This window comes from Dietzia sp. SLG310A2-38A2 (assembly GCF_014145095.1).
GTDB lineage: Bacteria > Actinomycetota > Actinomycetes > Mycobacteriales > Mycobacteriaceae > Dietzia.
In genome coordinates, this window is the sequence record NZ_JAALDX010000547.1 from 1 (window position 1) to 248 (window position 248).

The following is a 248-nucleotide window of genomic DNA, read 5'->3' on the forward strand; positions in this document are numbered from 1 at the left end:
ATCGCGTGCGACAACCTCAAGACCGGCGTGATCAGACATCCCCGCGACGGTGAGATCGTCTTCAATGATGCCTTCGGGGAGATGGCCGCCCACTATTCGGCCGCGGTACTGCCCGGCCGGGTGCGCAAGCCCAAGGACAAGGCGAGCGTGGAGAACACTGTGGCGCACGTGGCCACGTAGGTCATCGCCGCCCTACGTGCGCGGCAGTTCGCGACGCTCGCTGAGCTCAAGTCGGCGATCGCCGACCA

Annotated in this window: 1 pseudogene; it reads left to right on the forward strand. The window is 65.7% G+C overall.

Annotated features, from left to right (window positions below):
* Positions 1-248, forward strand: a pseudogene (locus tag G6027_RS17905) (IS21 family transposase); the annotation flags it as partial.